Raw genomic sequence first — 25,363 nt, forward strand, 5'->3', positions numbered from 1 at the left:
CGCCTACTCCTCTTCCGCCGCGCCGAACCCGGCTCCCGTGGTGGCGCTGGTCGCGCTCGCCCAGGGCGTGGCATGGTTGTCGATGCGCATCTGGAAGATGAAATAGGTTGGTGAGCAGAAGCCGATGCCTTTCACCTTGGCGGCGCCCGGCGTGTCCGGCGGCAGTGACTGGCACATGTAATCCTCGCGGCAGAAATGGCCGGCCGAGCACGCCGGCCGGTTGCCGCGATTGACCGCGCCACCGAGGCACTGGTCGAAATTGTTGGTCGCCACGCAGGTGTCGAATTTCTTGCCGCCGACAAGCCCGCAGATTTCGGACGGCATCGGTTTGCCCGCCTTGAAGGCGGCAAAGCTGCGATCCTTGTCGTCGCAGGCGCGGTAGGCGATGCCGGCCGGCACGCCGATCTTCGGTGGCCGGCAGGTGTAGGCGGTCCGCGAAAAAGTCGGCGCGAAGGCGGCGAACTGGCCGGTGATCTTGTAGCGGTCGTTGAAAGGCTGCGGCGCGTTGCTGGCGATCGAGCCTGTCAGGCAGGGATGGCCGGAGAACATCTTTGGGCTGTCCTTGGGCAGCAGACACTGCGCTAGCGTGGTGCGCACGCCCGATGCGGTCGCCAGCGGCGTGCAGACCGTGCCGCCGCCGCACTGCCAGGTCGTACCGAAGCGTTTTGCATCGTCCGGCATCAAGCACGGCATCGCCATGTCGGCCGGTGCGTAGTCGACATCGCCGGCTTCGGTCCAGGTGGCTGGTGGGGCAAAGGACAGCGGCCGGTACCGGTTCGGCTCTTTGCCTTCCTGCGTTGCGCGCAGCCAGGCCTCGCGTCGCGGGATCTCGGCATGGAGATGCGGCGAGATGCCGACCTCGATCCGGTTGAGCGGCGACGTCGTCTTGTCGTCGAGGCCGATGAAGTGGAAGCCGGCCGTGGAGCCCGCCTGATGGCAGCCCTGGCAAGCGCCATTGTCCAGCCGCTCGACCAGCGCCTCCGGCGTGCGCACGAGTTTCAGCGCCGCATAGTCGAGACCTGCGAAATCAGTTGGCTCGAACAACGGCGTGAATGGGTGATTGGCCTGTCTTGCGCTGCCGAAAGTCGACCACGAGATGATTTTCTTCGCCAAAAACTCGTCGGGGATTTCGTAGACGCCGAGATCGACCGCCGCGACATTGGCGCTGACATAGTCGGCAAGCCTCTTCTTCAGCGCCGCATCGTCCGAGAGCCGTGCGACGTCAGGCGTGTTTTCCAGCGGCTTCTCGACGACGGTGGCGCCGTCGAGGCCGAAGATACGCATGAGATAGGCCGCCTGCCCGCCGAATTCGGTCTCCTGGCCGGAGGGAAAGCGCACCACTTGCGCGTTGAGCTCAAGCTGCTTGAAAGTCAGTTCCGCCGGTTCCAGCGGCCCGCCGGCCAGCCAGCCGGCATCGACGTTCTCGTCGAGCTGCGGCATCCAGCGTCCGGCAACGCCGACGCAGCCGCCATCGGCATCCGGCGCCACGCTGTAGACGGCGTTGAAATTGAACGGCAGCCGCGACGCCAGAACCTTGCCCTTCTTCCGGAAACTGTAGGCCAGGCGATAGATGAAGCGCACCTCGCCGCAACTCTTGTCGCCCGCCAAGGCGGAGAAATCGCGCCGGTCGAGCCGGTTGACGACGCCGACCAGGCGAAAGCGCGCAGCCTCGGTCTTAAGCCAGCGCATGTCCATGATGCGGCCGACATTACCGTCGGTTACCTCGTAGAGCGTGCGCCCGCCGGCCTTGATCTCCGCGCGCAGCGCTGCAATGTCGGCCGCCACCATGTCGACAACGGCACGGTAAGCCGGCGCCTCGTTGTAGAGCGTCTTCAAGTCGTCCTCGCCATCGACGGCGAAAATGCCGGCGAAGCCAAAGCCCTTGGCATCGAGGGCCGCGAGCACCGCCGGATCGTCGACGATGGTCACGGGCTCTTGAGCACGCACGCCATGCGACACGAACAGCGCGATGATGGCCGCAATGACGAGCGCAAGCCGCTTCATCTGACCAGCGCCTTCTGCCGTGCTTCGATCAGTTCGCGCAGCACCGGCACCAGCGCCAGCGGCAGATCCTCGGCGATCAGACCCGGTCCGAAGCGGCTGCCGGCTTCGGCGTGAATCCAGACCGCTGCGCAGGCAGCCTCGAAAGCCCGCATGCCTTGCGCCAGGAGCCCGGCAATGATGCCTGCCAGCACATCACCCGAACCGGCGGTCGCCAACCAGGGCGCGCCATTGCTGTTGATCGCCGCCCGGCCGTCGGGTGCCGCGATCACCGTGTCGGCGCCTTTGTAGATGACCGTGGCATTGGCGCGCGCCGCCGCCGCGCGGGCCTTGGCGAGCTTTGACAGGCTTTTGTCTTCAGCGATGTCGGGAAACAGTCGGCCGAACTCGCCCTCATGCGGCGTCATGACAAGTGCTGGCGCATCCGGCCTGCTGGCTGCCTCGAACAGCGTCGAGGCAGCGTTGCGGAAGGACGTGATACCGTCGGCATCGAGCACCAGCCCTTCGACACCACCCTCTTGCCGTGTTCGGGCAAGCACGGCGAGGGCGAAATCGCGCGCTTTGTCGCCGACACCAAAGCCCGGACCGAGGACGAAGCTCGACGACCGGCGATCGCCGAGAAACTCGTGCACGTCCTCAATCGCATCGGTCTTGCGCAGCATGATCGAGGTCAGATGCGCGGCATTGATCTGCATGGCATTCGCCGGCGACAGCACGGTTACCGCCCCTGCCCCGCTTCGTGCGGCGGCAAGTGCTGCCAGCCGGGCAGCACCCGTCGCCGACGGTCCGCCGGAAAAGACGCCTACATGACCGCGTTTGTATTTATGCGCATCGACCGCCGGCACCGGCAATTCCTCAAGCCAGAACGCCGGCTTGTTTTCGAACGTCCGCGACCCGACCTGCGCGATGATGTCGTCGCCAATGCCGATGTCGGCGACGACGATCTCGCCGCATCGCTGGCGCCCAGGCAGCAGCAGATGCCCAGGTTTCTTGCGCGCGAAGGTGACGGTGATGTCGGCACGAAATGCCGTGCCGAGAATGTCGCCACTGTCGCCGGAAACGCCTGAAGGCAGATCGACGGCAACGACAGGCAGGCTGGCGGCAATGTCCACAGCGCGTGCCGTATCACCCGAGACGTCCTTCGACAGCCCCGCGCCATAGAGAGCATCGACGACCAGCGAGCCCGGCTCGGCGACAAACGTCGCCAGCGGCCGGCGCTCCAGCGAGCATTCTGCCGCGGCAATCGCCGCATCGCTGCCTGCCCTCGGTTCGCCGGAAACCCACAGGGTGACATCGACACCACTTTCCCCAAGCAACCGCGCCACGACATAACCGTCGCCGCCATTGTTGCCGGGGCCGCACAGCACGTGCACGCGGTTCGCCGCGGGATAGCGCGCCAGGACGACAGCAGCGATCGCTTCGCCGGCACGCTGCATCAGGCCATAGCCGTCGAGTGGACCGGCCGCGATTGCCAGCCAGTCGGCCTCTGCCATCTCGGCCGGCGACAGGACTTCGTTGCTCATGAATTGCCGATCCGCATTTCGTTCAAGGCCTCTTTATCCCGGTCGAGCATTGTCCAGTTTCGGGTTCGAAGCAAACGGCCAGCCGCCGGGATGGCGTACTGCCAATCCTTTCGCAGACTGGTGCCGCGGATCCGCGCGTGCCCGCAAAATGCGCGATCTGCCTAATAATCGTGCAGACGTCAGGAGCGGCAATGTGTAGGCTCCGAACACCCGCGCCGCTTCCGAAGCAGTGGATGACGCGAATGTACATCCCGGCCCGGCGCGGCATTGGAATTGCGCGAAACCGCTTCTCGTGGGCCGAAATTGGCACAGTTCGTGCTTGATGGAGGCGCAAGCGGGGCGCACAACCCGTCTTTTTGGCAGTGGAGGCCACTTTTTACATGAAAAAGATCGAAGCGATCATCAAGCCGTTCAAGCTAGACGAAGTGAAGGAAGCGCTTCAGGAGGCCGGGTTGCAAGGCATCACCGTGACCGAAGCCAAGGGCTTTGGCCGCCAGAAAGGCCATACCGAACTCTATCGCGGCGCCGAATATGTCGTCGACTTTCTACCCAAGGTGAAGATCGAAGTCGTGCTTGGTGACGACGCCGTCGAAGGCGCCATCGAGGCCATCCGCAAGGCGGCGCAGACCGGCCGCATCGGCGACGGCAAGATCTTCGTTTCCAACATCGAGGAAGTCGTTCGCATCCGTACCGGTGAAACGGGGATGGACGCCGTCTGAGGTTTCTGATTTCAGATATCTCGGTATCTGATTTCCGATAACTCCTCGAAACGTCATCAGACAGGGAAGAAACGACATGACGACAGCCAAAGACATCATGAAGCAGATCAAGGACAACGACGTGAAATTCGTCGACCTGCGCTTCACCGATCCGAAGGGCAAGCTGCAGCACGTGACGATGGATGTCATCGAGGTCGAGGAAGACATGTTCGCCGATGGCGTCATGTTCGACGGCTCCTCGATCGCCGGCTGGAAGGCGATCAACGAGTCCGACATGGTGTTGATGCCCGATCCCGACACCGTCCATATGGACCCGTTCTTCGCGCAGTCGACCATGGTCATCCTGTGCGACATCCTCGATCCGGTCTCCGGCGAATCCTACAACCGCGACCCGCGCGGCACCGCCAAAAAGGCCGAAGCCTACATGAAGGCCGAAGGCATCGGCGACACCATCTTCGTCGGTCCGGAAGCCGAGTTCTTCGTCTTCGACGACGTCAAGTACAAGGCCGATCCCTACAACACCGGCTTCAAGCTGGACTCCACCGAACTTCCGTCCAACGACGACACCGATTACGAGACCGGCAATCTCGGCCACCGCCCGCGCATCAAGGGCGGCTACTTCCCGGTGCCGCCGATCGACAGCGCGCAGGACATGCGCTCCGAGATGCTGACCGTGCTTGCCGAAATGGGCGTGCGCGTCGAAAAGCACCATCACGAGGTCGCTGCCGCGCAGCACGAGCTCGGCATCAAGTTCGACGCTCTGGTGCGCAACGCCGACAAGATGCTGATCTACAAATACGTCGTGCATCAGGTCGCCAACGCCTACGGCAAGACGGCCACCTTCATGCCGAAGCCGATCTTCGGCGACAACGGCTCGGGCATGCACGTCCACATGTCGATCTGGAAAAACGGCAAGCCGACCTTCGCCGGCAATGAATATGCCGGCCTGTCGGAAAGCTGCCTGTTCTACATCGGTGGCATCATCAAGCACGCCAAGGCGATCAACGCCTTCACCAACCCACTGACCAACTCCTATAAGCGCCTGGTGCCCGGCTATGAAGCGCCGGTGCTGCTCGCCTATTCCGCCCGCAACCGCTCGGCGTCCTGCCGCATTCCGTTCGGCTCGTCGCCGAAGGCCAAGCGCGTCGAGATCCGCTTCCCCGATCCGGGCGCGAACCCCTATCTTGGCTTCGCGGCGCTGCTGATGGCCGGCCTCGACGGCATCAAGAACAAAATCCATCCGGGTCAGCCGATGGACAAGGATCTCTACGACCTGCCGCCGAAGGAACTGAAGAAGATCCCGACCGTCTGCGGCTCGCTGCGCGAAGCGCTGCAGAGCCTCGACAAGGACCGCGGCTTCCTCAAGGCCGGCGGCGTCTTCGACGATGACCAGATCGACAGCTACATCGAGCTCAAGATGGCCGAAGTGATGCGCTTCGAAATGACCCCACATCCGGTCGAATACGACATGTACTATTCGGTCTGAACGATCGTCTCAGTGATAAGGAAAACCCCGGCGGAGACGCCGGGGTTTTTTGTTTGGAGCGCCGAAGTCGGAACGCCATTGGCTGTGTTTCGTTGAACCTCTACGTCAACTTTCGGAGGTATATCGATCATGGCTGATCTCTTCACGCCTGACCTTTCCGATCGCCCTCATGACGCACAAGTCGTTCGCGCCATGCGCGCCCGGCCGGAGGCCGTCTACAAAAGCTTCACCACGGGCTGGGAAGGCTGGTTCGCCTTGCCCGGAGGGCTGGTCGCAAAGCCGGTTCCGCAGGGACAATTGTTCTTCGTGGTCGAGCATGAGGGGCAGCGCCACCCGCATTATGGGCGGTTCCTCACACTTGAACCGAACCGAAAGGTGGAACTGACCTGGCTTACCGGCAAGAGCGGAACCCAGGGCGCCGAAACCGTCCTGTCAGTCGACATCGAACCGCACGGCGACGGATGCACCGTCACCCTCAGACATCGCGGTTTTTATGAGCAGGACCGCGCCGACGGACACGGAAAGTCATGGGAGCAGATTCTCGCCAATCTCGACGCACGATTGACCGCGTGAACAACCAATGTCGAGGCCAATTCGACACCCCCCACTCGGTCTGAGCAGTCGTCTCGGCGACAAAGAAAAACCCCGGCGTTTCCGCCGGGGTTTTTTGTCTGGGCCGGCGTAGACACTACGCCGCAGCGAATGCTCAGGCAGCAGCCGAGACCTGGGCGCTGGTCGAAACCTCCGCGATCGTCTTCAGTATCTGCGAAGCGATCTGGTAGGGGTCGCCCTGCGAGTTCGGGCGGCGGTCTTCCAGATAGCCCTTGTAGTCATTGTTGACGAAGGAATGCGGCACGCGGATCGAGGCGCCGCGGTCGGCGATGCCGTAGCTGAACCGGTTCCACGGCGCGGTCTCGTGCTTGCCGGTCAGGCGCTTGTCATTGTCCGGGCCGTAGACGGCGATGTGGTCCATCAGGTTCTTGTCGAAAGCCGCCATCAGCGCTTCGAAATAGGCCTTGCCGCCGACTTCGCGCATATAGGAGGTCGAGAAGTTGGCGTGCATGCCCGAGCCATTCCAGTCGGTGTCGCCGAGCGGCTTGCAATGATACTCGATGTCGATCTCGTATTTTTCGGTCAGGCGCTGCAAGAGATAGCGGGCCATCCACATCTGGTCGGCGGCCTTCTTGGAACCCTTGCCGAAAATCTGGAATTCCCACTGGCCCTTGGCCACTTCCGCGTTGATGCCTTCATGGTTGATGCCGGCGGCGAGGCACTGGTCGAGATGTTCCTCGACGATCTGGCGCGCGACCGGGCCGACATTCGAATAGCCGACGCCGGTGTAGTACGGGCCTTGCGGCGCCGGATAGCCGCTCTCGGGGAAGCCGAGCGGGCGGCCGTCCTTGTAGAAGAAATACTCCTGCTCGAAGCCGAACCAGGCGCCCTCGTCATCGAGGATGGTGGCGCGCTTGTTGGATGCATGCGGCGTCACGCCATCGGGCATCATCACTTCGCACATCACCAGCACGCCATTGGTGCGGGCCGGATCCGGGAACACGGCGACCGGCTTCAGCACGCAGTCGGAGCTGTGGCCTTCGGCCTGCTGCGTCGAGGAACCGTCAAAGCCCCACAGCGGCAGCTGCTCGAGCGTCGGGAACTCGGCGAACTCCTTGATCTGGGTCTTGCCGCGCAGATTGGGGACCGGGGTGTATCCATCGAGCCAGATGTACTCGAGCTTGTATTTCGTCATTCTAGAGCCTCTCGTTGCTTGATCACCGAAGCTGGATGACGCCGGCGCGCGCCGAGCCATCCGGCAGACCGGCTGCCGGTCAATAAAATGCAAGTCATGTGCCATTTCAGCTGCGCGGGGTGCGTCAAAAATGCCCATTCATCCGGGCGATGCGGCCAAGCCGTCTAAGCAATGCGCCGGGATCGATCAAAGGCAGAAGTTGCTTAAATAACAGGCAAATGCTGATCTTTCTTTAGGCATCTTGCCTAATCGGATTGCAGGACTTACTTAGATGGAAAGATGAATCGACAAGCCTCTCCAAAAGAAAGGAGACCGACAATGGAAATCACGTCAGCCCGTCCGTCGGCAAAAATCCTGATGTTCCCGGTGGCAGCGCGTGCGGCTGCCTCAAATTTAGGCGTAAAGGCCAAGTTTGCGGCAGAGCTCGCCTCCTTGCGCGATCACCCCTCGGGCTATGGCGAGGCCTGGTATCATGAGGCGGCCATCACGGAAGCCGAGCAGCCTCGCAAGAGCTAGTTCGTCTTCCGGGCCAATAGCTGAAAGCAGGCCCGACAATTGAAAAACCCGGCGCGATCGCTCGCGCCGGGTTTTTGTTTGATACCACGCCGTCGGCTACTGCTTGGTATGCAGGTCGGTTCCCAGCGTATCCCTGACGAAGATCATGCCGATGATCAGCGACATCGCCGCGATCACCACCGGGTACCAGAGACCGTAATAGATATCGCCCTTGGAGGCGCTGAGCGCGAACACGATCGCCGGCAGCAGGCCGCCGAACCAGCCATTGCCGATGTGATAGGGCAGCGACATGCCGGTGTAGCGGATGCGGGTCGGGAACATCTCGACCAGGATCGCCGCGATCGGCCCGTAGACCATGGTCACGTAGACGACCAGGATGAACAGGATGCCGATGACCTTTGCCCAGTTGACGGCTGCCGGGTCGGCAAACATCGAGAACGCACCGGCCGCCGGAACACTGTAGACCGTCACGTCGGTGGCGCCGGCGGCGTCATCTGCCGTCAGCAGCTTGTCCTTGACCGCCTGGGCGAGCGGGACAGTGGCTTTTTCACCGGTGCGAATGGCTGCCGCGTCGAGTTTCAGTTCGGGATTGGCCGCGACAAAGGCGTCGAGCTTTTGGTCGGCAACCTTGGCGGCAGCACGTTTCAGCGGATAGCCGCCGTCCTGAAGCGCGAGGTTGACCGCCTTCTTGAAGGCAGCATCGTTTGAAGTCGCCTTGTCCGCGGCTGCCACGGCATCATAGGACGCCACCGTTTCGGTGCCAATTTTCACACTGGCCGCGGTTCCCGGTGCCGCCGTCGTAACGATGTCGTAGGGTACGGAGCTCTTGGCAAGGAAGTCGGTCGCAATATCGCACGAAGTGAGAGGCTTGCGTGTTCCGGTCGGATTGAACTGGAACTTGCAGTCTCCTGGTGCAGCGGTCACCGTGGCACGCGTGTTCTGCTGCGCGGTGGCGAGCGCCGGGTTGGCGGCCCAGGTCAGCGCCTTGAACAGCGGGAAGGTGGTGACGATTGCCAGGGCGAGACCGGCCATGATGATCGGCTTGCGGCCGATCTTGTCGGACAGCCAGCCGAACACGACGAAGAAGATCGAGCCGAGCGCCAGCGCGATCGCGATCATGATGTTGACCGACTGCGGATCGACCTTGAGCACATTGGCCAGGAAGAACAGCGCGTAGAACTGGCCATTGTACCAGACCACGGCCTGGCCGGCGGTCAAGCCGAACAAAGCCAGCAAGGCGATCTTGGCGTTCTTCCACTGTCCGAAGGCTTCCGTGAGCGGCGCCTTGGAGCCCTTGCCCTCGTCCTTCATGCGCTGGAAGGTCGGCGATTCGGCAAGCGACAGGCGAATCCAGACCGATATGGCGAGCAGGATGGCCGAGACCAGGAATGGAATACGCCAGCCCCAGGCCGTGAAGTCCTCCTTGCTCAGCGAATTCTGCACGATCAGGATGATGATCAGCGACAGGAACAGGCCAAGCGTCGCCGTCGTCTGGATCCACGACGTGTAGAAGCCACGGCGGTCGTCGGGGGCATGTTCGGCGACATAGGTCGCCGCACCACCATATTCACCACCGAGCGCCAGGCCCTGCAGCATGCGCAGCCCAACCAGGATGATGGGCGCCGCAATGCCCCAGCTTGCCGAGCCGGGAAGCAGGCCGACCAGGAAGGTCGACAGGCCCATGATCGTGATGGTGACAAGGAATGTGTATTTGCGGCCGACGAGATCGCCGATGCGGCCGAACACGAGCGCGCCGAACGGGCGCACGAGGAAGCCGGCGGCGAAAACCAGCAGCGTGAAGATGTTGCGCGTCGCCTCTGGATAGGTGGCGAAGAATGTGGCGCCGATCGCGGCCGCCAACGCACCGTAGAGATAGAAATCATACCATTCGAAAACGGTGCCGAGCGAAGAGGCGAAGATGACTTTCTTCTCCTCTCGCGTCATGCCGCGGCTGCTTCCGCCGGCGGTCGATGCCATTGCCATGAAATATCCTCCCGTGAGATCCCGTCTGTCCTCGATGCTGTGCGTCACGGTCCACGTTCCCTCTGAACGCGGACTCAGCCCAGCCATCGGCGCAAAAAATGACAGAAAGCGGCGTCCGGAGGCAGAGCGCCTTTGGGATTATGACTTTGGTATTAGGTGCAGTGCGGCAAAGACTGGAGATCAGGCTTTGAGCGCGTCCAGCAGGCTGACGGCGGCCATCATGTCGCGCTTGCGGGCCGAGCGGCGTGCCACCGCCTCGGCATCCTGGCCCCAATGCTCGATCTGCCAGTCCTCATCGACATGGCCGGCGGCCCAAGCCGCATCGCCATCCAGCGCGCCATAGTCGACCGCAAGCGCCAGCAGCGCCGACCCGGTCAGCGACGTCATGACATGGATTGCGGCCAGCCGCAGCGGCTCGGCGCGCTGGGCTAGGTGGGCGCCGAGCACCGCGATGCTCTCACGCGGCTGCTCGACATGGATAATGCCCTCGGCGAGGTTGAAGCGAGCCCCGAGCGTCACCCTCGCCCAGTCGATCACCGGGTCCCAATGCTGGTTCTGCTGGTCGACCAGCCCCTGCGGCGCGTCGGCGCGGTAGCAGGTGAGATCGGACGAGGCGAAGCGCAAGACGTCCTCCAGCACCGCCTGCGGGTCGCTGGCGACACCATCGATGGCGGTGTTGACCAGACGCAGAACCGGCATCGTCACGGGGTCGATGGTCTCGCCTTGCGCAGCGAACTCGCCCGCGACAAGCGCGGCGGCCTTCTCAGTCGGCAGCGCCAGCAGCGCCTTGCCCGGCGTGCGCACCGGCTTGCCGTCGAGATGGACGGCAAAACTGTCTTCGACTGGCGCGACCGAGGCGTCCTTGTAGAAGCGCTTCGGCAGATGCGTCTTCATCTGGATCTGCGCGCGGCGCACCGGATCCGGATCGGACAGGTGCTTGCCCGCTTCGAGGTCATTGAGGATGTCGCGCATAGTAGAACTTTCTATACAGGTAACTGCTTGCGCGCCGGTCGGTTGACGATGATCAGGCCAACGGCGATCAGCCCAAGCGCCACAAAGATCCTGACTGTCGGCGCTTCACCCAGAATAATGGCGCCGCACAGCACGCCGAACACCGGCGACAGGAAGGCGAAGCTCGACAGGCCCGATGCCGGATAGCGCCTGAGCAGCCAGAACCACAGCACATAGGTGAAGGCAACAATATAGAGCGACTGGAACAGCAACGCCAATGTCGGCAGGGCGGTGACCGCGCGGATCGGCGGACCAGCGAAAGGCATCACCAGGAAGCCGACGACGGCGGCACCTGCCAGCTGATAGAGCAGCAGTTTCTCGGCACTGGTCTCGACGAGTTTCGAGCGCTTGATGACGATGCTGGTCGCCGCCCAGAGGATGCCTGAGCCAAGGCTGAGCACGTCGCCCACAAGCGTCACTTTGTTGCCGCCGACAATCCCGTCGGAGAACACCGCCACAAGGCCACAAAAGGCGAGAACCAGCCCACCAAGCTTTCTCGCATTGATGCGCTCGCCAAGCAGGAAATGGCCACCGATCAGGACCCAGAACGGCATTGTGTTGACCAGCAGCGTGTTGCGGGCAACGGTGGTGTATTCCAGCCCGATATAGAGGCACAGGAACTCGACGCCGAACAGCACGCCGACGACGATGCCCGCGACAAGCGACCCGTCGGCCTCGAACAGTCTGATGCCGCGCAGCCAGCACCAGCCGAGCACGCAGAGCCCGCCGATGATCGAGCGTGCGATCGAGACAAAAACGGGGTCATAGCCGGCATAGGAGATCTTGGCGGCGACATAGTTCAGCCCCCAGGAAAAGGTCAGCCCGACCATGATGGAAGCAGCCGCCAGATCGACCGCGTCGCGGCGATCCAATGCAGTTGAGGCGGTCATTGTTTCGATTGACTGTCCAGCTTCGCCAACAGGGCTTTCAGCGCCTCGGTATTTTGCTTCACCGCTTCGGTGTTCTCACGGCCGATCTCGGCCATCGACTTCTGCCGGCGGGCAGCGCCGCTGGTGAAAGCCAGCCAGACGATAAAAATCACGATAAGTGGCAGCCAGTAGATGAGCTGAGCAATGAACTCTCTCATTCAGTCCTCCGCGCTGGCGTCGTCGAAGCCGATCAGGTTCCAGCTCTGGCGCATATGCGGCGGCATCGGCGCGGTGACGTCGATGACGCCCTTGTCCGGGTGCGGAATGACGATGCGGCGCGCATGCAGATGCAGCCGGTTCTGAATACCGCCCGGGAAATCCCAATTGGTGTCAGCCTCGAAATATTTGGGGTCGCCGAGGATCGGGCAGCCAATATAGGCGGCGTGAACGCGAAGCTGGTGGGTGCGGCCGGTATAGGGCTCCATTTCCAGCCAGGTCATGGTCTGCGCCGCCTGCTCGATGATGCGGTAGTAGGACACGGCGTGGTCGGCGCCCTTTTCACCGTGGGCTGCCACGCGCACGCGGTCGCCGTCCTCGGTCGGCTCCTTGATCAGCCAGGTCGAGATTTTGTCCTCGCGCTTAGGCGGCACGCCCTTGACCAGCGCCCAATAGGTCTTCTTGGTCTCGCGTGCGCGAAACGACTCGGAGAGCTTCATTGCCGCAAGCCTGGTGCGCGCAACCACCAGCACGCCCGACGTGTCGCGGTCGAGCCGGTGCACCAGGCGCGGCTTCTCGCCCTTCTGGCTGCGCCAGGCCTCCAGCATGTCATCGACATTGCGGGTGACGCCCGAGCCGCCCTGCACGGCCAGGCCTGCCGGCTTGTTGAAGACAAAGACCTTCGGGTCTTCGTGGATCAGCATCTTGGCCAGCACATCGGCGTCGCCCTGGTTGCGGATCGAGTAACCCGTCAGCGCGCTCTCGCCCTTCTTGTCGACCTCGAGCGGCGGCACGCGCACCACCTGGCCCGGCTCGACACGGCTGTCGGCCTTCACCCGGCCGCCATCGACGCGGATCTGGCCCGAGCGCAAGAGCTTCTGCAAATGGCCGAAGCCGAGGCCCGGGAAATGGGTCTTGAACCAGCGATCGAGCCGCATGCCCGCCTCGCCGGCCTCCACCGTGATCTGTTCAACGCCTGCCATGATTTCAACCGCCGTTTCGCGGGACGCAACGGCATTCGCCGCCACCCGCAACCTCATATCCTGTCATTCGTTGTCGGTTCCATATTGCAGAACCTGAACTTTCTCCAGCGTGATCAGGCCACTTGTCATGATTGTCTCGAGCACGGGCAAAAAAGCGGCTATCTTTTCCTCGCCATCGACGATCTCGATCACCAGCGGCAGATCCTCAGACAAACGGAGGATTTTCGTGGTGTGAAGCCGGCTGGAATGGCCGAACCCCATTGCGCCGCGCAGGACGGTCGCGCCGGCAATCTGCATTTCGCGGGCCTTGAGCACGATCGCCTCATACAGGGGATGGCCGTCTGCCCTGTCGTTCTCGCCGATGAATATGCGCAGCAATTGCGCCTGCCTTGGTATCTTCATTGCCCGGATCCTCTCAGTCGGTTGAGGCGCACTGCAAAGATGTGGCCAAGCCAGACGGCGGCAAGCCACGCCACCACGGAGATCGCGATATTGAGTCCCGCCTCCACAAGTTTCCCGCCCTGCGCGAGGGTGAGTGTCTCAAGGCTGAACGCGGAGAAAGTGGTCAGGCCGCCGCAGAAGCCGGCCATGAAGAACTGGCGCTGCAGCGGGCTGGCGAAGACGCGACCGTCCGGCCCCGTCAATGTCGCGTAGAAGCCGATGAGGAATGAGCCGACAATGTTCACAAGGAGCGTGCCGAAGGGGAAGCCGCCGCCCCACAAAGCAGCGCTCGCCGATGAGGCAAGAGCCCGCAACACGCCGCCGATCATACTGCCGACGGCCACGATGGCATAGATCCGAGCTGTTTCGCTCGTCTTGCGCCAGCCAATGACGCGCGCCGCGTGCCTTGCTCCGGCAGCGTCGGTCCCGCCGGAGCGGAGCTTCCGCGGACTGCTCACGGCGATCCGCTGCCGATCAGAAGACTCCCCGCGGCAAAACCCAGCGTCACGCCACCAAGGCTCAGAAAAACCGAAAGCAGCACGTTGCCGCCGGCGCGCAGCCATTCGCCGTCGCGCACCAGCGCCAGCGTCTGCAGGCTGAAGGAAGAGACAGTGGTATAGCAGCCGAGGCAGCCGGTAACGACAAAGGCCCAGATGGCGGGCATGCCGTCACGCGCCACCGCATGCGCGACGACGCCGATCGCAAACGCTCCCGAGATGTTGACCACCATCGTGCCCCAGGGAAAGGTCTCGCCGACCCGGCGGGCGATGAAGCCGGACAGGAAGAAGCGAGCCATTCCGCCGATCGCGCCACCAAGACAGACAAGCAACAGGTGATACATCGCGCTCCCTCTTTGCCGGTCGGACCGCGGTCTCAGGTCGTCCCGACCTTCTTTGCTTTGCTCGAGCCGATCATCTTCCAGTTCTTGTAGAACATGGAATTGATGCGCTCGACGGTGACCGAAACGATGGCGAGAAGGCCGGCGATGAAGCCCGGGAATGGCGACGGACGGATGATGTCCATGAACACGCAGTAGCGGCGCCCGTCATACTCGTTGACCGAGCGGTGCAGCAGCGTGTCGTCGAAGATGTAGAGCGGGTTGTCGTGCCAGTAGTTCCTGGCGCCATTGCACTCGACGAAAACCTCGGCCTTCACCGGCAGCAGATTATAGAGGATGCGCAGGCTGAGCCGCAGCGGTCCGAAATGCCAGGAGGTCGATTCCTTGCCCCTGAAGACCGAGACGGCAATGGTCTTGATGTATTTGAAATCCTTGTTGAACTCCGCGACATTGTCGATCCGGTGCTTGCCGTACCACTGATAGACGTACATGCCGCGCCGGCCGGTGCCGAAATTGGCGTCGATATCGGCGATGATCTCATCCTTGCGCGCCTTGAAGACGTCGAGAACCTCGTTGACCTCACGCTGATAGTCCGGCGGAAACTGCTCCAGCTTCCACACACCCGGATTGCGGTAGCAGACGAGGTCGACCAGCAGATTGAAGGGCGACAGCAGCCAGGTGAAGATGCCATTGCCGAGGAAATAGCCGCGCAACAGCGACCAGCTCTTGTTGGCATTGCGCAGCACATCGATCAGGCCGCAGACGATCCAGATCGAGGTCAGGATCGGAATGAAATAGAAGCCGAGCGCGAGAAGCGGTAGCGCAATCACAGCCTGGCGAAGGGTCTTACGGGTTTGTTTTGTCATTGTCGTTCGCGCGGGAGCGCGATCCTGTTCGCATGAGCCAAATTACGGCGACCCCCGCCAGCCGTGCGCCTTGATAGGGTTTTTTGTTCCCCCGCACAATGCCGTGACATCGCGCCAGAATGGACGCCTCTGCCAGCATGCCAACCAGCGCGACGTGGAGAAGAATAGAGGCGGGAATGCCCGTGGCAGGGTTTCGTCCTGGGCCGACAAAACCACAGGGGCGCGCAAGCTTATTTTTCCCGCTCGCTGCGCAGCTTCGCCCAATAGTCCAGCCGTTTCCGGATATCGCGCTCGAAGCCGCGTTCGGGCGGATCATAAAATGTTTGCCGGCCCATCTTTTCCGGAAAATAGTCCTGGCCGGAAAAGGCATCGGGCTGGTCATGATCGTAGCGATAGCCGGCGCCGTAATCCTCCTCTTTCATCAGCTTGGTCGGCGCGTTGAGGATGTGCTTGGGCGGCAGCAGCGAACCGAACTCCTTTGCCGCCCGCGTGGCGGCCTTGAAGGCGGTGTAGACGGCGTTGGATTTGGGCGCGGTGGCGAGATAGACGGTCGCCTCGGCGAAGGCGAGTTCTCCCTCGGGCGAGCCCAGATAATCATAGGCGTCCTTGGCGGCGTTGGCCACGACCAGCGCCTGCGGGTCGGCGAGCCCGATATCCTCCATCGCCATGCGCACCAGTCGGCGGCCGAGATAGAGCGGATCCTCACCGGCGTCGAACATGCGGGCGAGATAGTAGAGCGCCGCGTCGGGATCGGACCCGCGCACCGATTTGTGCAGCGCCGAGATCAGATTGTAGTGACCGTCCTGGCCCTTGTCGTAGATCGGCGCGCGGCGCTGGACGATGCGCTGCAGCCCTTCGGGATCGAACACCTCGCCGGGCTTGGCGGCACGCCAGACTTCTTCGGCGAGCGTCAGCGATGCCCGGCCGTCGCCATCGCTCATACGGATGAGCATCGCCCGCGCCTCGTCATCGAGCGGCAGCGCCTTGTCCTCTGTCTCTTCCGCTCGCATCATCAGCTTGGCGATGCTCTCCTCGCCCAGCGAGTGAAACACCAGCACCCGCGCGCGGGACAACAAAGCCGCGTTGAGTTCGAAGGACGGGTTCTCGGTCGTAGCGCCGACCAGCACGACCGTGCCATCCTCCATGACCGGGAGGAAAGAGTCCTGCTGGGCGCGGTTGAAGCGATGGATCTCGTCGACGAACAACAGCGTCTGGCGGCCATTGGCGCGCCGCAGCTTCGCCGCTTCGAACACTTTCTTCAGATCGGCGACGCCGGAAAACACCGCCGATATCTGCTCGAAGGCGAGACTGGTCTCGCCGGCCAGCAGCCGCGCCACCGTGGTTTTTCCGGTACCCGGCGGTCCCCAAAAAATCATCGAGCCGAGCGAGCCGGAACTGATCAGCCGCGTCAGCGCGCCATCCGTCCCGGTCAGATGCTCCTGGCCGACAACCTCGCCGAGGTTTTTCGGGCGCAGCCGATCGGCGAGCGGCCGGCCTGGCCGCGCTCTTTCCGGTTCATCGACGCTGAACAGATCGGCCATGCAAGTCTTTTGGTTGGAGCACGGTCTTCAGAAACGGGAAGATCGCCTCAGTAACGCAACACTTGGCGCAGTATCTGCCCGCCGCGCTCGACGGTAAAGCGCCACCAGCGCGTATCCTGCTGGGCAAGCTGTGCCAGTGTCGCCGCCGTATCGACGGTCGTGCCGTTCACCTCACGCACGATGTCGCCCGGCTGGAAGCCGAAATCGGCGGCCGGCGAATCGCGGTTGATGTCGACGACGGTGACGCCCTTGAGGTCGGTGCGCAGGCCTAGTCGCTGCGCAAGGCGCGGCGACAGTTCCGCGACCTTGGCGCCGGAGAACGGGCTGCGGCCATGCAGCGTCACTTCCGAAGCCTTGGCGCCCTCCGGCGCGCGCTCCAGCGCAATCTCCATCGTCGCCTGCTGGCCCTTGCTCAGGACGGCGAAGCTCGCCTTGGTGCCGATCGATAGCGTCGCCATGCGGTAGTCCAGCGCCTCGATGCCTTCGACGGTCGTGCCGTTAAGCTGCAGCACGACATCGCCGGGCTTCAGCCCTGCCTTGGCTGCCGGTCCGGCTTCCTCGACCGACGACACCAGCGCGCCGGTCGGCTTCTCCATGCCGAGCGATTCGGCGATCTGCGGTGTGACCGCCTCGAACTCGGCGCCGATATAGGGCCGCTCGAAGAAATCGAGCCCGGCTTTGGCCGCGTCGGCGAAGGCGCGCACCATGTTGGCGGGGATGGCAAAGCCGATGCCGATGGAGCCGCCGCTGCGGCTGTATATGGCGGTGTTGATGCCGACCAGTTGGCCGCCCATGTTGATCAGCGCGCCGCCGGAATTGCCGGGATTGATGGCGGCGTCGGTCTGGATGAAGTAGCCCGAATCCGAAACGCCGATATGGCTGCGCGCCAGTGCCGAAACGATGCCGCTGGTGGTGGTCTGGCCGACGCCGAAGGGATTGCCGATGGCCAGCACCAGGTCGCCGACCTCGAGCGCGTCGGAATCGCCGATGGCGATCACCGGAAACGGCTTGTCAGAGGTGATCTTGAGCACGGCAAGGTCAAGCGTCTCGTCCTTGAGCATGACCTTCGAGGTGAATTCGCGCCCGTCGGCGGTCGCCACCTTGACCTCGTCAGCATCCTTGATGACGTGGAAATTGGTCACGATGACGCCACTCGGATCAACCAGCACGCCCGAGCCGAGCGAAGACTGCGCGCGTGGCTGCGCGCGGCCGAAGAATTCCTCGAAGAAAGGATCGCCGTCGAAGGGCGACGTGACCTTGGCCGTCTGCGAGGCATAGACATTGACCACTGCCGGCGCCGTCTGCTTGACCAGCGGCGCAAACGAAAGCTGCACCTCCTCGCGGCCGAATGGCACGCGCTTGTCGGGACCGGAGGTGCCGTTCTCGCCCTCGACGCCATGCAACAGATCGGTCAGCACATCGGAGAGCCCGGGATCAGCTGGCTTGGCAGCGTCCTCGGCCAGGGCCTGTCTGACTGTCGGCGCGGCTGCGAACGCCATCATGGCGAAGAGCAGAACAAGAGACAGTCGGTTGGCGCGCATTCGCGAATCCTCCAGGGCAAGTTCGGGGGCATTGTCCCGACGATTGTGCAAAATGAAAGGCTAAGCCGCTGAAATCCGATTATTTTGGGCAGCAAAGCAGCTATAGGTCGACTTGAAACCGAAAACCCTCATCGGACCTCATGACAAAACAACTCCTGTCATTCCGTGACTTTTTGAGGACCGGCACTTTTGGGCCTGTTTCTCCTTCTCAGAAAATGATCGACATCGCCAATGTGCTAGGTCCGCCTGACGGCTGGATCACGGAACATGCAGAGACAATTCCGGTCTACTGGACTTTCGGAAAGCTCGAAATTTCCTTTAGTGAAGAAGCACCTCATCGGATGAACTGGTTTCAGATCGAAGAAGCAGGCTATCTCGAAGGGGATTTTGAAATTCTCACCGACCGCCTTGTGCTTACACTGGATGGCTTCAGTGGACATACGAAGCCTTCGGAATTCCTGGCTGCCGGCCTTTGGGCTCCAGAAGATGCCGCAGTGTTCTACGCGGCCTTGAGCGACGATATCATGCTGAACATCTGCGCGGGTTCCATCCAGATTCATTTCCGAGTCGATACGGACTTCATCGAAGACGGGGACGCCCAAAAATACCTGGGCAGTTCCACCGTATCGCAATTGGTCAGCGATATAGATTCCCGTGCCACTCTCGACAGTATCTATTGCTATTCCCAGCCGGCGTTCGAAGAGATCCCCGGCGCTTTCGATTGGAATCTGCTGAGCGGTCGCGACTACCTGGAGGTTGTCCGATAAACTGCAGACAGTGGCAACAAAAAGGGGCCCGAAGGCCCCTTGAAGTCATTCGTGGATACCGAGCCTTATGCGGCCGCGGTTTCCTCATTGGCGCCTTCGGCCTCAAGGCGAGCACGGTCGCCGGCGCCCTTGGCGTCGGTGTCGCGGTCGACGAACTCGATCACCGCCATGGCGGCATTGTCGCCGTGGCGGAAGCCCGCCTTCATGATGCGCAGATAGCCGCCGTTGCGGGTGGCGTAACGCGGTGCAATCGTGTCGAACAGACGCTTGACGACGCCTTCATTGCCGATCTGGGCAATCACCTGGCGGCGCGCATGCAGGTCGCCGCGCTTGCCGAGCGTCACCAGCTTCTCGACGATCGGACGCAGGTCCTTCGCCTTCGGCAGGGTGGTGACGATCTGCTCGTGCTCGAGCAGCGACACGGCGAGGTTGGCAAACATCGACTTGCGATGGCTAATGCTTCGGGCGAAACGACGGCCTTTGAAACCGTGGCGCATGGCTCTTTTCCTTCTTCAGTTGTTCAAGAGGCCACGGCCTCTGATGGTTTTCCGCATGACCGTCGGATCGAGCGGCCCACGCCGCCGATCCTTGGAATTCATGCTCAATATTGATCTTCGTAACGCTTGGCGAGGTCTTCGATGTTTTCCGGCGGCCAGTCCGGCACTTCCATGCCGAGGTGCAGGCCCATCGCCGCGAGCACTTCCTTGATCTCGTTCAGCGACTTGCGGCCGAAGTTCGGGGTGCGAAGCATCTCGGCTTCGGTCTTCTGGATGAGATCGCCGATGTAGACGATGTTGTCGTTCTTCAGGCAGTTTGCCGAACGCACCGAAAGCTCGAGTTCGTCGACCTTCTTGAGCAGCGCCGGGTTGAAGGCGAGCTCGGTGACGGCTTCGGTGGCGACTTCCTTCTGCGGCTCGTCGAAGTTGACGAACAGGCCGAGCTGGTCCTGCAGGATGCGGGCAGCGAAAGCCACCGCGTCTTCACCCGAGATCGAACCGTCGGTCTCGATGGTCATGGTCAGCTTGTCATAGTCGAGAACCTGGCCCTCGCGGGTGTTTTCGACCTTGTAGGAGACCTTCTTGACCGGCGAATACAGGCTGTCGACCGGGATCAGGCCGATCGGCGCGTCTTCGGCGCGGTTGCGCTCGGCCGGCACGTAGCCCTTGCCGGTGTCGACGGTGAATTCCATGCGGATTTCAGCGCCTTCGTCCAGCGTGCAGATGACGTGGTCGGGGTTGAGGATCTCGACGTCGCCAACCGTCTGGATGTCGCCGGCCAGAACAGCACCCGGGCCCTGCTTGCGAACGACCATGCGCTTGGGGCCGTCGCCTTCCATGCGGATAGCGATTTCCTTGATGTTCAAGACGATGTCGGTCACGTCCTCACGCACGCCTGCGATGGACGAGAATTCATGCAGAACGCCGTCGATCTGCACGGCGGTCACAGCCGCACCGCGCAGCGAAGACAAAAGCACGCGGCGCAGCGCGTTGCCGAGCGTCAGGCCAAAGCCACGCTCGAGCGGCTCGGCGACCAGCGTGGTCAGCGTCTTCTTCTTCGACGAGAACTCGATCTTGTTCGGCTTGATCAGTTCCTGCCAATTTTTCTGGATCATGATGCTTTCCTTCCGTTGACCCGCCACCATCCAATCGTGGCGGGCGACCTGGAGTGCCGTGGAGGAGCGCCCTTGAGGCGCTCGCGCGGCGTTCGGTAATGTCTTAGACGCGGCGCTTCTTGCGCGGGCGGCAGCCATTGTGCGGGATCGGCGTCACATCACGGATCGAGGTGATGGTGAAGCCGGCCGCCTGCAGGGCGCGAAGCGCCGATTCACGACCGGAGCCGGGTCCGCAGACCTCGACTTCGAGCATGCGCATGCCGTGTTCCTGGGCCTTCTTGGCGACGTCTTCGGCAGCCATCTGGGCAGCGAACGGGGTCGACTTGCGCGAACCCTTGAAGCCCTGGGCACCGGCCGACGACCAGGCAATGGAATTGCCCTGCGCGTCGGTGATGGTGATCATCGTGTTGTTGAAGGTCGAATTGACGTGGGCAACGCCCGACGAGATGTTCTTGCGTTCGCGACGGCGAACACGAGCGGCTTCCTTGGCCATGATAGTCCTTTCAGTTGATCTCTACACCGCCGTAATGCCAGCGGCTCCACCTTTGAAAGCGAGTAGTGAGTAGGGAATAGCGAATAGGGACCCCTACTCGCTAATGGCTACTCGCTATTCGCTCACTTACTTCTTCTTGCCGGCGATCGACTTGGCCGGACCCTTGCGGGTGCGTGCATTGGTGTGCGTGCGCTGGCCGCGAACCGGCAGCGAACGGCGGTGACGCAGGCCGCGGTAGCAGCCAAGGTCCATGAGACGCTTGATGTTCATCGACACTTCGCGGCGCAGGTCGCCTTCGACCTGGTAGTCGCGGTCGATGGTCTCGCGGATCTGCAGCACTTCCGCGTCCGTCAGCTGGTTGACGCGGCGCTCGGCCGGGATGCCGACCTTGTCGACGATCTCCTGGGCGAACTTCTTGCCAATGCCGTGAATGTACTGAAGCGCAATGACGACGCGCTTGTTGGTCGGAATGTTGACGCCGGCTATACGAGCCATATTCTTCTCTTCTCCATGTGGGCCGGCCAACCTTCAAAAAGGCATGCCCGGCGCTGTTCAAATTACCCCGCGTCCGGTGGAGGCCGGCCCATGCGGAAGTTTCCTAGTTTCAATGCAGCTGCCTTGCCCTTGCGGACAAGCAAGCCTCATGCCTGATAGGAAGACGGGCCGCCATAACCCAGCGAACCGTTCCAGTCAAGCGCAATCTCTACTTTGCCGTAACGGTCTCCCGCGTCACTGCCGTGAGCAGCGCTTCGATCTCCGCTGTCACCGTGTCGATGCCGGCCATGCCGTCGACGCTCTTCAGCGTGCGTTTGGCGTAGTAATAGCCGATCAGCGGGGCGGTCTTCTTGTAATATTCCCGCAGGCGCTCTTCGAACACCACCGGGTTGTCGTCCTTGCGCACCGGCTGGCCGGCGGCCTTGGCATCTTCGGCGCGCTTGACGATGCGGCCGACCAGCGCCTTGTCGTCGACGACGAACTCGATCACGGCATCGAGGCCAATGCCGCGCTCGGCAAGCATCGATTCAACCGCATCGGCTTGCACCAGCGTGCGCGGATAGCCGTCGAGGATGAAGCCGTTTGCGCAATCGGGTTGGTCGATACGCTCGGCCACGATCGCATTGACGATGGCGTCGGAAACCAACTCGCCGGCATCCATCACCGCCTTGGCGCGTTTGCCGACTTCGGTGCCGGCCTGCACGGCGGCCCGCAGCATGTCGCCCGTCGACAGCTGAGGTATGCCGTGTCTGTCTACCAGTCTTTGTGCTTGCGTCCCCTTGCCCGCTCCTGGCGGCCCAAGCAATATCAATCTCATCTGGCCTTCTTCCCCCCGCGCAACTTCGACTTCTTGATCAGGCCCTCATACTGGTGCGCGATCAGGTGACCCTGAATCTGCGCCACCGTATCGAGGGTTACACTGACCACGATCAGAAGCGATGTGCCACCGAGGTAGAATGGTACGCCAGTTGCCGAAATCAGGAACTCGGGCAGCAGACACACCAGCACCAGATAAATGGCGCCGACGACGGTGATGCGCGTCAGGACATAGTCGATGTAATCGGCGGTGCGCTCACCCGGACGGTAGCCGGGAATGAAGCCGGAATGCTTCTTGAGCTGGTCGGCGGTGTCCTTCGGATTGAACACGATGGCCGTATAGAAGAAGGCGAAGAACACGATCATCGCCGCATAGAACAGCATGTAGAGCGGCTGGCCGTGGCCGAGCGAGGCGAGCACCGTGCTTGCCCATGCCGGCATATTCGTCGACTGCGAGAAGCCGGCGACCGTTGCCGGCAGCAACAGCAGCGACGAGGCGAAGATCGGCGGAATGACGCCCGACGTGTTGAGCTTCAGCGGCAGATGCGAGGTGTCGCCCTGGAACATGCGGTTGCCGACCTGGCGCTTCGGATACTGGATCAACAGGCGGCGCTGGGCGCGCTCGAAGAACACAATCAGCGCGATGACGACGATGGCCAGCACGATGATCGCCAGGATCAGCCCGGTCGACAAGGCGCCGGTGCGGCCGAGTTCTAGCGTGCCGGAGATGGCGCGTGGCAGGCCGGCGACGATGCCGGAGAAGATGATCAGCGAAATGCCGTTGCCGATGCCGCGCGCGGTGATCTGCTCGCCCAGCCACATCAGGAACATGGTGCCGCCAACCAGCGTGACGACGGTCGAGATGCGGAAGAACATGCCGGGATCGTTGACGATGCCGTTGCCGCCTTCGAGGCCCACCGAAATGCCGTAGGCCTGCACCAGCGCCAGCAGAACCGTGCCATAGCGCGTGTACTGGTTGATGACCTTGCGGCCCTGCTCGCCTTCCTTCTTCAGCGCTTCCAGCGACGGAATGACCGAAGTCATCAGCTGCATGATGATGGAGGCCGAGATGTAGGGCATGATGCCGAGCGCAAAGATCGCCATCCGCTGCACGGCGCCGCCGGCAAACATGTTGAACATGCCGAGCACGCCCTTGGCCTGCGAAGAGAAGGCCTGGGCGAAGGCATCCGGGTTGATGCCAGGCAGCGGAATATAGGTGCCGAGACGATAGACGAGCAGCGCGCCGATGGTGAACCAGATTCGCTTCTTCAGGTCCTCCGCCTTGGCGAAGGCCGCAAAATTCAGATTCGAGGCTAGTTGTTCAGCAGCCGAAGCCATGCCTGATTCTCCGCTTGGTCACGCTCGATGCCCGCAGCTCAGGCGGCGCGTTTCACCGAAGCTCACGAGATAAGCTCCGGGCTCTCAACATGCAAGCGGCCGCGTTGACGCGGCCGCTCAATTGATTGGATCAAAGCGCAATCGTGAACAAAAACGGATACCGTTCTTGTCGATCGCCCTTCAAATTGCCGTTACTCGGCAGCTGCCGCTTCCGGCAGCTTGACCGAACCACCGGCCTTTTCGATCTTCTCGATCGCAGCCTTGGAGGCGCCGGCGACGTCAAAGGCAAGCTTTGCCTTGAGCTCGCCGTCCGACAGGATGCGCACGCCGTCCTTGACGCGGCGGATGACGCCGGCGGCAACGAGTGCCTCAGCCGTCACGGTCGCCTTGGCGTCGAGCTTCTTGGCATCGAGCGCTGTCTGGATACGGGCCAGCGACACGACGACAAAGCTCTTGGCGAAGATGTTGTTGAAGCCACGCTTCGGCAGACGCCGGTAGAGCGGCATCTGGCCACCCTCGAAGCCGTTGATGGCGACGCCGGAGCGCGCCTTCTGGCCCTTGACACCGCGACCGCCGGTCTTGCCCGAGCCGGAGCCGATGCCACGGCCGAGACGCTTCTTGGAGTGCGTCGCGCCGTCCTTGTCACGCAGATCGTTGAGTTTCATCTGGGTTCTCCTGCGCTTTTGCTCAGCCCTCGTCCACGACGCGGACGAGATGCTGGACGGCAGCGATCATGCCGCGCACCGAGGGAGTGTCCTCCAGCGTGCGCTGCTTATGCATCTTGTTGAGGCCGAGGCCGACCAGCGTTGCGCGCTGTTCCTTCGGGCGGCGGATCGGCGAACCGATCTGCTCAACGGTGATGGTCTTGGTTGCTTTCTTGGCCATGGTCAAAATCCCTGGTCAGATCGACTATTCTTCAGCCGCAACGGCGGTGCCGCGGCGGGCCTGAAGGGTCGAATACTTGATGCCGCGCGCAGCAGCCACATCCTTGGGATGCATCTGGCTCTTCAGCGCGTCGAACGTAGCGCGGACCATGTTGTAGGGGTTCGACGAACCCATCGACTTGGCGACCACGTCATGCATGCCGAGCGTCTCGAAGACAGCGCGCATCGGGCCGCCGGCGATGATGCCGGTACCCTGCTTGGCGGCGCGCAGCAGCACGCGTCCAGCGCCCCAGCGTCCTTCGACGTCGTGGTGCAGCGTGCGGCCCGAGCGCAGCGGCACGAAGATCATGTCGCGCTTGGCCGATTCAGTTGCCTTGCGGATGGCTTCCGGCACTTCGCGCGCCTTGCCGTGACCGAAGCCAACGCGGCCCTTCTGGTCGCCGACGACGACGAGTGCTGCAAAACCGAAGCGACGGCCGCCCTTGACGACCTTGGCGACGCGGTTGATGTGGACGAGCTTGTCCACCATGCCGTCATCGCGCTCTTCACGATCGCGGCCGCGGCCGCCATCCCTACGTTCCTGTGCCATATCCTGTTCCTTGTTTTTTTCCGGAAGCACGGTTGCTGATAAGATCCGGTGCCTCTGTGGGTCACCGGGGGCGAATTATTTTCCTTTG

The 25,363-nt window shown here is 62.3% G+C and carries 28 protein-coding genes; 5 read left to right on the forward strand and 23 right to left on the reverse strand.

All coding sequences use genetic code 11. The annotated features are described in order from the left end of the window. Nucleotides 1-3: 3 nt before the first annotated feature. A complete protein-coding gene (locus AC1D1B_RS26195; RefSeq protein ID WP_477335747.1) occupies nucleotides 4-2,004 on the reverse strand; it encodes a hypothetical protein in 2,001 nt (666 codons plus the stop codon). After that, entirely contained in the window at nucleotides 2,001-3,524 is a 1,524-nt protein-coding gene (locus tag AC1D1B_RS26200; RefSeq protein ID WP_477335749.1) for an NAD(P)H-hydrate dehydratase, read from the reverse strand. The genes AC1D1B_RS26195 and AC1D1B_RS26200 overlap by 4 nt, the downstream gene beginning before the upstream one ends. Before the next feature lie 380 nt (nucleotides 3,525-3,904). Here AC1D1B_RS26200 and AC1D1B_RS26205 point away from each other — a divergent pair, with 380 nt between their 5' ends. The 3 genes from AC1D1B_RS26205 to AC1D1B_RS26215 all read left to right on the forward strand — a co-directional run bounded on the left by AC1D1B_RS26205 (nucleotide 3,905) and on the right by AC1D1B_RS26215 (nucleotide 6,302). Further along, a complete protein-coding gene (locus tag AC1D1B_RS26205; protein WP_006205430.1) occupies nucleotides 3,905-4,243 on the forward strand; it encodes a P-II family nitrogen regulator in 339 nt (112 codons plus the stop codon). Nucleotides 4,244-4,319: 76 nt separating this feature from the next. Next, nucleotides 4,320-5,729 carry a type I glutamate--ammonia ligase gene (glnA, locus tag AC1D1B_RS26210; protein ID WP_477335751.1) on the forward strand — a complete coding sequence of 470 codons (1,410 nt, stop codon included), beginning with the start codon at nucleotides 4,320-4,322 and terminating at the stop codon, nucleotides 5,727-5,729. 129 nt (nucleotides 5,730-5,858) lie between these two features. Then, nucleotides 5,859-6,302, forward strand: coding sequence for an SRPBCC family protein (locus AC1D1B_RS26215; protein ID WP_477335753.1), 444 nt, complete (start codon nucleotides 5,859-5,861; stop codon nucleotides 6,300-6,302). A gap of 133 nt (nucleotides 6,303-6,435) precedes the next feature. Here the strand turns inward: AC1D1B_RS26215 and AC1D1B_RS26220 are convergent, their stop codons facing one another. Then, nucleotides 6,436-7,476: a glutamine synthetase beta-grasp domain-containing protein gene (locus AC1D1B_RS26220; protein WP_477267117.1), complete on the reverse strand. Its 1,041-nt coding sequence runs from the start codon at nucleotides 7,474-7,476 to the stop codon at nucleotides 6,436-6,438. A gap of 318 nt (nucleotides 7,477-7,794) precedes the next feature. Between AC1D1B_RS26220 and AC1D1B_RS26225 the strand changes: the two genes are divergently transcribed. Beyond that, nucleotides 7,795-7,992: a DUF2735 domain-containing protein gene (locus AC1D1B_RS26225; RefSeq protein WP_477335755.1), complete on the forward strand. Its 198-nt coding sequence runs from the start codon at nucleotides 7,795-7,797 to the stop codon at nucleotides 7,990-7,992. Nucleotides 7,993-8,088: 96 nt separating this feature from the next. Here AC1D1B_RS26225 and AC1D1B_RS26230 read toward each other — a convergent pair whose 3' ends face one another. The 11 genes from AC1D1B_RS26230 to AC1D1B_RS26280 all read right to left on the reverse strand — a co-directional run bounded on the left by AC1D1B_RS26230 (nucleotide 8,089) and on the right by AC1D1B_RS26280 (nucleotide 18,281). After that, nucleotides 8,089-9,975 carry an MFS transporter gene (locus AC1D1B_RS26230; RefSeq protein ID WP_477335757.1) on the reverse strand — a complete coding sequence of 629 codons (1,887 nt, stop codon included), beginning with the start codon at nucleotides 9,973-9,975 and terminating at the stop codon, nucleotides 8,089-8,091. Nucleotides 9,976-10,155: 180 nt separating this feature from the next. Further along, the gene (locus AC1D1B_RS26235; protein WP_477335759.1) at nucleotides 10,156-10,947 is read right to left on the reverse strand and encodes an ATP12 family chaperone protein; all 792 of its coding nucleotides are present in this window, start codon (nucleotides 10,945-10,947) and stop codon (nucleotides 10,156-10,158) included. 11 nt (nucleotides 10,948-10,958) lie between these two features. Further along, a complete protein-coding gene (locus AC1D1B_RS26240) occupies nucleotides 10,959-11,876 on the reverse strand; it encodes a DMT family transporter (RefSeq protein ID WP_477335761.1) in 918 nt (305 codons plus the stop codon). Continuing rightward, nucleotides 11,873-12,073, reverse strand: a complete 201-nt coding sequence (locus tag AC1D1B_RS26245) for a hypothetical protein (protein WP_477335763.1) — start codon at nucleotides 12,071-12,073, stop codon at nucleotides 11,873-11,875. Before AC1D1B_RS26245 ends, AC1D1B_RS26240 begins: the two co-directional genes overlap by 4 nt. Next, the gene (locus tag AC1D1B_RS26250) at nucleotides 12,074-13,054 is read right to left on the reverse strand and encodes an RluA family pseudouridine synthase (protein WP_023672769.1); all 981 of its coding nucleotides are present in this window, start codon (nucleotides 13,052-13,054) and stop codon (nucleotides 12,074-12,076) included. It abuts the gene before it with no gap. 63 nt (nucleotides 13,055-13,117) lie between these two features. Further along, a complete protein-coding gene (locus AC1D1B_RS26255; protein WP_477335765.1) occupies nucleotides 13,118-13,456 on the reverse strand; it encodes a DUF190 domain-containing protein in 339 nt (112 codons plus the stop codon). Then, nucleotides 13,453-13,824 carry a fluoride efflux transporter CrcB gene (crcB, locus tag AC1D1B_RS26260; protein WP_477335795.1) on the reverse strand — a complete coding sequence of 124 codons (372 nt, stop codon included), beginning with the start codon at nucleotides 13,822-13,824 and terminating at the stop codon, nucleotides 13,453-13,455. The genes AC1D1B_RS26255 and crcB (AC1D1B_RS26260) overlap by 4 nt, the downstream gene beginning before the upstream one ends. Before the next feature lie 125 nt (nucleotides 13,825-13,949). Continuing rightward, complete coding sequence (crcB, locus tag AC1D1B_RS26265; RefSeq protein ID WP_477335767.1) at nucleotides 13,950-14,336, reverse strand: fluoride efflux transporter CrcB; 387 nt, start codon at nucleotides 14,334-14,336, stop codon at nucleotides 13,950-13,952. Between the two features lie 32 nt (nucleotides 14,337-14,368). Continuing rightward, the gene (locus AC1D1B_RS26270; protein ID WP_477335769.1) at nucleotides 14,369-15,199 is read right to left on the reverse strand and encodes an aspartyl/asparaginyl beta-hydroxylase domain-containing protein; all 831 of its coding nucleotides are present in this window, start codon (nucleotides 15,197-15,199) and stop codon (nucleotides 14,369-14,371) included. 230 nt (nucleotides 15,200-15,429) lie between these two features. Continuing rightward, complete coding sequence (locus AC1D1B_RS26275; protein WP_477335771.1) at nucleotides 15,430-16,740, reverse strand: replication-associated recombination protein A; 1,311 nt, start codon at nucleotides 16,738-16,740, stop codon at nucleotides 15,430-15,432. Nucleotides 16,741-16,787: 47 nt separating this feature from the next. Continuing rightward, the gene (locus tag AC1D1B_RS26280; protein ID WP_477335773.1) at nucleotides 16,788-18,281 is read right to left on the reverse strand and encodes a DegQ family serine endoprotease; all 1,494 of its coding nucleotides are present in this window, start codon (nucleotides 18,279-18,281) and stop codon (nucleotides 16,788-16,790) included. A 140-nt stretch (nucleotides 18,282-18,421) separates the two neighbouring features. On the opposite strand from AC1D1B_RS26280, the gene AC1D1B_RS26285 reads away from it, so the two are divergent. Continuing rightward, nucleotides 18,422-19,048: a hypothetical protein gene (locus AC1D1B_RS26285; RefSeq protein WP_477335775.1), complete on the forward strand. Its 627-nt coding sequence runs from the start codon at nucleotides 18,422-18,424 to the stop codon at nucleotides 19,046-19,048. A gap of 65 nt (nucleotides 19,049-19,113) precedes the next feature. Here the strand turns inward: AC1D1B_RS26285 and rplQ are convergent, their stop codons facing one another. The 9 genes from rplQ to rpsE all read right to left on the reverse strand — a co-directional run bounded on the left by rplQ (nucleotide 19,114) and on the right by rpsE (nucleotide 25,275). Further along, nucleotides 19,114-19,545 carry a 50S ribosomal protein L17 gene (gene rplQ / locus AC1D1B_RS26290; RefSeq protein WP_112395074.1) on the reverse strand — a complete coding sequence of 144 codons (432 nt, stop codon included), beginning with the start codon at nucleotides 19,543-19,545 and terminating at the stop codon, nucleotides 19,114-19,116. 104 nt (nucleotides 19,546-19,649) lie between these two features. Beyond that, on the reverse strand, nucleotides 19,650-20,660 hold the full coding sequence (locus tag AC1D1B_RS26295) for a DNA-directed RNA polymerase subunit alpha (RefSeq protein ID WP_032933403.1): 1,011 nt from the start codon (nucleotides 20,658-20,660) through the stop codon (nucleotides 19,650-19,652). Between the two features lie 103 nt (nucleotides 20,661-20,763). Next, nucleotides 20,764-21,153, reverse strand: a complete 390-nt coding sequence (gene rpsK / locus AC1D1B_RS26300; RefSeq protein WP_006205444.1) for a 30S ribosomal protein S11 — start codon at nucleotides 21,151-21,153, stop codon at nucleotides 20,764-20,766. A gap of 126 nt (nucleotides 21,154-21,279) precedes the next feature. Continuing rightward, on the reverse strand, nucleotides 21,280-21,648 hold the full coding sequence (rpsM, locus tag AC1D1B_RS26305) for a 30S ribosomal protein S13 (protein WP_006205445.1): 369 nt from the start codon (nucleotides 21,646-21,648) through the stop codon (nucleotides 21,280-21,282). 208 nt (nucleotides 21,649-21,856) lie between these two features. Continuing rightward, a complete protein-coding gene (locus AC1D1B_RS26310; protein ID WP_477335777.1) occupies nucleotides 21,857-22,465 on the reverse strand; it encodes an adenylate kinase in 609 nt (202 codons plus the stop codon). Next, nucleotides 22,462-23,802, reverse strand: a complete 1,341-nt coding sequence (gene secY, locus AC1D1B_RS26315; protein ID WP_477335779.1) for a preprotein translocase subunit SecY — start codon at nucleotides 23,800-23,802, stop codon at nucleotides 22,462-22,464. Before secY ends, AC1D1B_RS26310 begins: the two co-directional genes overlap by 4 nt. 191 nt (nucleotides 23,803-23,993) lie before the next feature. After that, on the reverse strand, nucleotides 23,994-24,467 hold the full coding sequence (gene rplO / locus AC1D1B_RS26320) for a 50S ribosomal protein L15 (RefSeq protein ID WP_142865528.1): 474 nt from the start codon (nucleotides 24,465-24,467) through the stop codon (nucleotides 23,994-23,996). 22 nt (nucleotides 24,468-24,489) lie between these two features. Further along, nucleotides 24,490-24,687, reverse strand: a complete 198-nt coding sequence (gene rpmD, locus AC1D1B_RS26325) for a 50S ribosomal protein L30 (RefSeq protein ID WP_006205449.1) — start codon at nucleotides 24,685-24,687, stop codon at nucleotides 24,490-24,492. A 24-nt stretch (nucleotides 24,688-24,711) separates the two neighbouring features. Next, the gene (gene rpsE, locus AC1D1B_RS26330; RefSeq protein WP_006333394.1) at nucleotides 24,712-25,275 is read right to left on the reverse strand and encodes a 30S ribosomal protein S5; all 564 of its coding nucleotides are present in this window, start codon (nucleotides 25,273-25,275) and stop codon (nucleotides 24,712-24,714) included. Between the last annotated feature and the right edge of the window lie 88 nt (nucleotides 25,276-25,363).

This window comes from Mesorhizobium sp. P2_C5_2, from assembly GCF_056404535.1.